Annotated in this window: 4 protein-coding genes; all 4 read left to right on the forward strand. The window is 65.2% G+C overall.

The genetic code is table 11. From position 1 onward, the window contains the following. Positions 1–164 precede the first annotated feature (164 nt). The 4 genes from CF70_RS06885 to narI all read left to right on the forward strand — a co-directional run bounded on the left by CF70_RS06885 (position 165) and on the right by narI (position 6942). Complete coding sequence (locus CF70_RS06885; protein ID WP_035862319.1) at positions 165–3905, forward strand: nitrate reductase subunit alpha; 3741 nt, start codon at positions 165–167, stop codon at positions 3903–3905. Further along, positions 3902–5452 (forward strand): nitrate reductase subunit beta, encoded by a 1551-nt coding sequence (gene narH, locus CF70_RS06890; protein WP_035862320.1) that lies wholly within the window; start codon positions 3902–3904, stop codon positions 5450–5452. The genes CF70_RS06885 and narH overlap by 4 nt, the downstream gene beginning before the upstream one ends. 91 nt (positions 5453–5543) lie before the next feature. Next, a complete protein-coding gene (gene narJ / locus CF70_RS06895) occupies positions 5544–6248 on the forward strand; it encodes a nitrate reductase molybdenum cofactor assembly chaperone (protein ID WP_051648101.1) in 705 nt (234 codons plus the stop codon). A gap of 10 nt (positions 6249–6258) precedes the next feature. Further along, positions 6259–6942, forward strand: a complete 684-nt coding sequence (gene narI / locus CF70_RS06900; protein ID WP_035862321.1) for a respiratory nitrate reductase subunit gamma — start codon at positions 6259–6261, stop codon at positions 6940–6942. Positions 6943–6966 lie beyond the last annotated feature (24 nt).

Here is a 6966-nt window from a genome sequence, read left to right on the forward strand (position 1 = left end):
CGGCCTAGTTCTTCCGAACTAGGCGGCCGCGGCCGAACTAGCCCGAGCGCATCGCACGCTACTCCTCCACCAGCGAATGGGCACGGCAGGGCCCTGCCCATAAGCTTGCAACATCCCTGGACCGGTTGCCCGACGGTCAGCAAAAGCACTCGCGGAGAACAACAATGAGTCATTTTCTGGATCGACTGAAATTCATGTCACGCGTCAAGTCCACCTTCGCGGGTGGACACGGCGCCGTGGTGGACGAGGACCGCCGGTGGGAGAACGGCTACCGCAACCGCTGGCAGCACGACAAGATCGTGCGTTCCACCCACGGCGTGAACTGCACGGGTTCGTGCTCCTGGAAGGTCTACGTCAAGAACGGACTGATCACCTGGGAAACGCAGCAGACCGACTATCCGCGCACCCGGCCCGACCTGCCCAACCACGAGCCGCGCGGCTGCCCGCGCGGCGCCTCCTACAGCTGGTACGTCTACTCGGCGCAACGCGTGAAGTACCCGATGATCCGCGGCCGGTTGATGGAGATGTGGCGCGAAGCCCGCAAGACCATGGACCCCGTGGCCGCCTGGGCCTCCATCAGCCAGGACCCGGTCAAGGCACAGCGCTACAAGAGCGTGCGCGGCCAGGGCGGCTTCGTGCGGGCCGACTGGGACACCGCCACCGAGATCATCGCGGCAGCCAACGCCTTTACCATCAAGCGCTTCGGCCCGGACCGCGTGGTCGGCTTCTCGCCGATTCCCGCCATGTCGATGGTGTCCTACGCCGCCGGGGCACGCTACCTGAGCCTGCTGGGCGGGGTCTGCCTGTCCTTCTATGACTGGTACTGCGACCTGCCGCCGGCCAGCCCGCAAGTCTGGGGCGAACAGACCGACGTGCCGGAATCGGCCGACTGGTACAACTCCACCTACCTGATGGTATGGGGTTCCAACGTGCCGCAGACGCGCACCCCGGACGCGCACTTCTACACCGAAGTCCGCTACAAGGGCACCAAGACCGTGGCGGTGTCTTCCGACTTCGGCGAGATGGTCAAGTTCGGCGATATCTGGCTGGCGCCCACGCAAGGCACGGACGCCGCCCTGGCCATGGCCATGGGCCATGTGGTGCTGAAGGAATTCCACCTGAGCGGACGCTCCGCCTATTTCCGCGACTACATCAAGCAGTACACCGACATGCCCATGCTGGTGCTGCTGCGCGACAACGGCGGCACGCTGGTCCCCGACCACTTCCTGCGCGCCTCCCACCTGGCCGGCGCCCGCGGCGAGGCCAACAACCCGGAATGGAAGACGCTGGTGCTCGACAGCGCCAGCGGCGACTTCGCGGTACCCAACGGCACCATCGGCTTTCGCTGGGGCGAGGCCGCGCACAACGACGGCGAGAAGGTAGGCCGCTGGAACCTGGAAATGAAAGACGGCGGCAGCGGCCGCGCGCTGGACCCCCTGCTCTCGCTGATGGCGGCGGATCACGAGGTGGCGGAAGTCGGCTTCCCGTATTTCGGCGCGGAGCACGACGCCCTGCTCAAGCGCCGCGTGCCCGCCAGGCGCATCACGCTGGCGGACGGCAGCAGCGCGCTGGTGGCCACCGTCTATGACCTGCAGATGGCCAACTACGGCGTGGACCAGGGCCTGGGCGGCGACAACGTGGCCACCTCCTTCGACGACGATGTGCCCTACACACCGGCCTGGCAGGAGAAGCACACCACGGTGCCGCGCCACCTTGTAATCCAGGTGGCACGCGAGTTCGCCGACAACGCCGACCGCACCCAGGGCAAGAGCATGGTAATCGTCGGCGCCGCGCTCAACCACTGGTACCACAACGACATGATCTACCGCGGCATCATCAACCTGCTGATGATGTGCGGCTGCGTGGGCAAGAGCGGCGGCGGCTGGGCGCACTATGTGGGCCAGGAAAAGCTGCGCCCGCAATTCGGCTGGGCGCCGCTGGCCTTCGGCCTGGACTGGTCGCGCCCGCCGCGCCAGATGAACGGCACCTCGTTCTTCTACAGCCACACCAGCCAGTGGCGCCACGAAAAGCTCGCCGTGGACGAGATCCTTGCCCCGACCGCCGACAAGGCCAAGTACGAGAACCTCTCGCTGCTGGACCTGAACGCCCGCTCGGAGCGCATGGGCTGGCTGCCTTCGGCGCCGCAGCTGAGCAGCAATCCGCTCGATGTCGCCGACGCGGCCGCGGCGGCAGGCAAGGACCCTGTCGCCTATACGGTCGAACAACTGAAGTCCGGCGGGCTGCAGTTCGCCTGCGACGACCCCGACAACCCGGAGAACTTCCCGCGCAACATGTTCGTCTGGCGTTCGAACATCCTGGGCAGCTCGGGCAAGGGACACGAGTATTTCCTCAAGTACCTGCTCGGCACCCAGAACGCCGTGTTCGGCGACGAGGCCGATGCCATCACGCCGAGCGAGGTGAAGGTGCGCCCCGCCGCCGAAGGCAAGCTCGACCTGCTGACCGTGCTTGATTTCCGCATGAGCACCACCTGCCTGTACGGCGATATCGTGCTGCCCACCGCGACCTGGTACGAGAAGGACGATCTCAACACCTCCGACATGCATCCCTTCATCCATCCCTTGTCGGAAGCGGTGCAGCCGCTGTGGGAGAGCCGCACGGACTGGGAGATCTACAAGGCGATCGCCAGGAAATTCAGCGAGATCGGCGGCGCCCACCTGGGCACCCGCAAGGACCTGGTCTGCAGCCCCTTGCTGCATGACACGCCGGGCGAACTGGCCCAGCCATTCGAGCCGAAGGACTGGAAGCGCGGCGAGTGCGAGCTGATTCCCGGCAAGACCGCGCCGTCGATGACCGTGGTCGAGCGCAACTATGCCGACATCTACAAGAAGTTCACCTCGATCGGACCGCTGCTCGACAAGCACGGCAACGGCGGCAAGGGCATCAACTGGGATACCCGCCACGAAGTCAAGGAAATCGGCGCGCTCAGCAAGACCGTGGACGAACCCGGCGTGAGCCAGGGCCGGCCGCGCCTGGATACCGCGATCGACGCCGCCGAGATGATCCTGACCTTCGCGCCGGAAACCAACGGGCATGTCGCGGTAAAGGCATGGGAAGCGCTGTCGGCCATCACCGGGCGGGATCACACCCACCTGGCCGCCGGACGCGAGCACGACAAGATCCGCTTCCGCGACGTCCAGGTGCAGCCGCGCAAGATCATCTCCGCGCCGACCTGGTCCGGGCTGGAATCCGAGGAAGTCAGCTACAACGCCGGCTATACCAATGTGCACGAGCTGATTCCCTGGCGCACCCTGACCGGCCGCCAGCAGTTCTACCAGGACCATCGCTGGATGCTGGATTTTGGCGAGGGCAACTGCGTCTACAAGCCGGCCATCGACACCAAGACCACCGCGCCGATGCTCGGCGCCAGGCCCAACGGCAACACCGAGCTGGTGCTGAACTGGATCACGCCGCACCAGAAGTGGGGCATCCACTCCACCTACTCGGACAACCTGCGCATGCTCACGCTGTCGCGCGGCGGACCGCACGTCTGGATCTCCGAAACCGAGGCCAAGGCCAGCGGCATCCGGGACAACGACTGGGTGGAAGTCTTCAACGTCAACGGCACGCTGACCGCGCGGGTCGTGGTCTCGCAGCGGGTTCCCAAGGGGATGTGCCTGATGTACCACGCCCAGGAGAAGATCGTGAACGTGCCCGGCGCCGAAACCAGCGGCATGCGCGGCGGCATCCATAACTCGGTGACCCGCACGGTGACCAAGCCCACGCACATGATCGGCGGCTACGCGCAACTGGCCTACGGTTTCAACTACTACGGCACCGTCGGCAGCAACCGCGACGAGTTCGTGATCCTGCGCAAGATGAACAAGGTGGACTGGCTGGAAGGCCCGCTGGTGGAAAAACAAGCGAAGGAAGGAGCTGAGCAATGAAAATCCGCGCCCAGGTAGCCATGGTCCTGAACCTGGACAAATGCATTGGCTGCCATACCTGCTCGATTACCTGCAAGAACGTGTGGACCAGCCGCGACGGCGTGGAATACGCCTGGTTCAACAACGTCGAGACCAAGCCCGGCATCGGGTATCCCAAGGAATGGGAGAACCAGCACAAGTGGCACGGCGGCTGGGTGCGCAATGCCGCCGGCAAGCTCGAGCCGCGCCAGGGCAGCAAGCTCGGCATTCTGGCGAAGCTGTTCACCAACCCCAACCTGCCGCAGATCGACGAATACTACGAGCCGTTCACCTACGACTACGAGCATCTGCAAAAGGCGCCGCTGGTGCAGACGCCCCCCACCGCTCGCCCGGTATCGGTACTGACCGGCAAGAAGATGGACAAGATCGAATGGGGACCGAACTGGGAGGATGACCTGGGCGGCGAGTTCAGCGCGCGCAGCAAGGACAAGCTGTTCGAAGACGTGCAGAAGGAGATGTACTCGACCTTCGAGAACACCTTCATGATGTACCTGCCGCGCCTGTGCGAGCATTGCCTGAACCCGACCTGTGTGGCCTCCTGCCCGTCCGGCTCGATCTACAAGCGCGAGGACGACGGCATCGTGCTGGTCGACCAGGACAAATGCCGCGGCTGGCGCATGTGCATCTCCGGGTGCCCGTACAAGAAGATCTACTACAACTGGCAAAGCGGCAAGGCCGAGAAATGCCTGTTCTGCTATCCGCGCATCGAAGCGGGCCAGCCTACCGTCTGCGCGGAAACCTGCGTCGGCCGGATCCGCTACCTGGGCGTGATGCTGTATGACGCCGACCGCATCCAGGAAGCCGCCTCGGTGGAGAACACGCAGGATCTCTACCAGTCGCAGCTGGACATCTTCCTCGATCCGCACGATCCGGCCGTCCAGGCCGAAGCGCTGCGCCAGGGCATCCCGCAAACCTGGCTGGACGCCGCGCGCAAGTCGCCGGTCTACAAGATGGCCTGCGAATGGAAGGTGGCCTTCCCGCTGCACCCCGAGTACCGCACGCTGCCGATGGTGTGGTACATCCCGCCGCTGTCGCCGATCCAGTCGGCCGCCGAGGCCGGCCACATGGGCATGAACGGCGTGATTCCGGACGTGAAGAGCCTGCGCATCCCGGTCAAGTACCTGGCCAACCTGCTGACCGCGGGAGAAGTCGCGCCGGTGCTCAAAGCGCTGGAACGCATGCTGGCCATGCGCGCCTACAAGCGCTCGGAAGTGGTGGACGACGTGCAGGACCTGGCTGTGCTGGAACAGGTCGGCCTTACGCCGGCGCAAGTGGAGGACATGTACCAGATCATGGCAATCGCCAACTACGAGGATCGCTTCGTGATCCCTTCCTCGCACAAGGAAATGGTGGAGGACAGCTTTAACGACAAGGCCAGCTGCGGCTTCACCTTCGGCAACGGCTGCTCGGGCGGAACCTCGGACGGCTCCCTGTTCGGCAAGAAGCCGCAAGGCAGCGTGATGTTCGCGGACATGCCGAAATCGCGCAAGAAAGCCATGGCGACATGACCGGCGCATGACTTTCCGCCCCGCATCCGTTGGCAAACGGGTGCGGCCGGCATCCGCATTTTTGCCATCTATACAAAACGGGAGCCTACCCATGCCGCTTTACCCCATCCTTAGCGCCCTGCTGTGCTACCCCGAGCAGGACCTTCTCGACGCCATGCCCGAAATCGACGCCGCGCTGGCCGAGTGGCCGCAGGCGCAAGCCACGCTGGCACCGCTGGGCGATCTGTTGAAGACGAACACGCTGATCGAGCTCCAGGAGAACTACGTCGCCACCTTCGACCGCAACCCCGCCCACTCGCTGCACCTGTTCGAACACGTGCACGGTGAAAGCCGGGATCGCGGCCAGGCCATGGTCGACCTGATCGACGAATACCGCCGCGAGGGCTTCGAGCCCGCCGAGGCGGAGCTGCCCGACTACGTGCCGCTGTTCCTGGAGTTCCTGGGCGCGCTGGTGGCGGACGGCAAGGACGCACATGCCGAACAACTGCTGGGCGACGCCATCCACGTGCTCGCCGCGGTCGGCGACCGGCTGGCGCGCAACGAGAGCCCGTATGCCGCGGTGTTCGCCGTGTTGCGCACGCTCACGGACGTGCAGCCACAAGCCCAGACCGAGCCACCGGTGCGCGACATGGACGAAGCGCTGGAGACCTTCGGCCCCGGCGCGGACGGCGTGGAGCCGCTGCTCGCGCCGCGCCCCTCGGGCGACCAGCCCGTGCACTTCTACGCCCGTGGAACGACGCCAACCCGCACGCCGACCCGCACACCAACCCGCACGCCCATGCCCAACGCTTGCTGAGGCAACGACCATGAACCTGCTCAATCAATTCCTCTACGGCATCTATCCGTACATCGCCCTGGTCGTCTTCCTGTTCGGCAGCCTGGCGCGCTTCGAGCGCGAACAGTACGGCTGGAAGAGCGACAGCTCGCAGCTGCTGCATCGGGGCAACCTGCGCGTCGGCAGCATCCTCTTCCACGTCGGCATCATCGGGCTGTTCTTCGGCCATCTGGCGGGCCTGCTGACGCCGGTGGCGGTCTGGGACGCACTGGGCGTCTCGCATGGCTTCAAGCAAGGCGTGGCCATGGCGGCCGGCGGCCTGATGGGCACCATGTGCCTGTCCGGCCTGCTGATCCTGCTCCACCGCCGCTTCGCCAATGCCCGCGTGTCCGCGGTCACGCGCACCGGCGACAAGGTGCTGCTGCTGTGGATCCTGGTGACCTTGCTGCTGGGCCTTTCCACCATCTTTGAATCGTCCCGCCATATGGACGGCCACATGATGGTGCAGCTCATGACCTGGGCCCAGCACATCGTCACCCTGCGCGGGGACGCAGCCGGCTATATCGCCGACGCGCCGCTGCTGTTCAAGCTCCATCTGTTCATGGGGATCTCGCTGTTCGTCATCTTCCCCTTCACCCGGCTGGTGCACGTGTGGAGCGGCTTTGGATCCATCGGCTACCTTGGCCGCGCCTGGCAGCTGGTCCGCAGCCGCTAACGCCCACCGATCCGCCCACCCACC

The sequence above is a fragment of the Cupriavidus sp. SK-3 genome (assembly GCF_000611145.1).
Lineage (GTDB): Bacteria > Pseudomonadota > Gammaproteobacteria > Burkholderiales > Burkholderiaceae > Cupriavidus.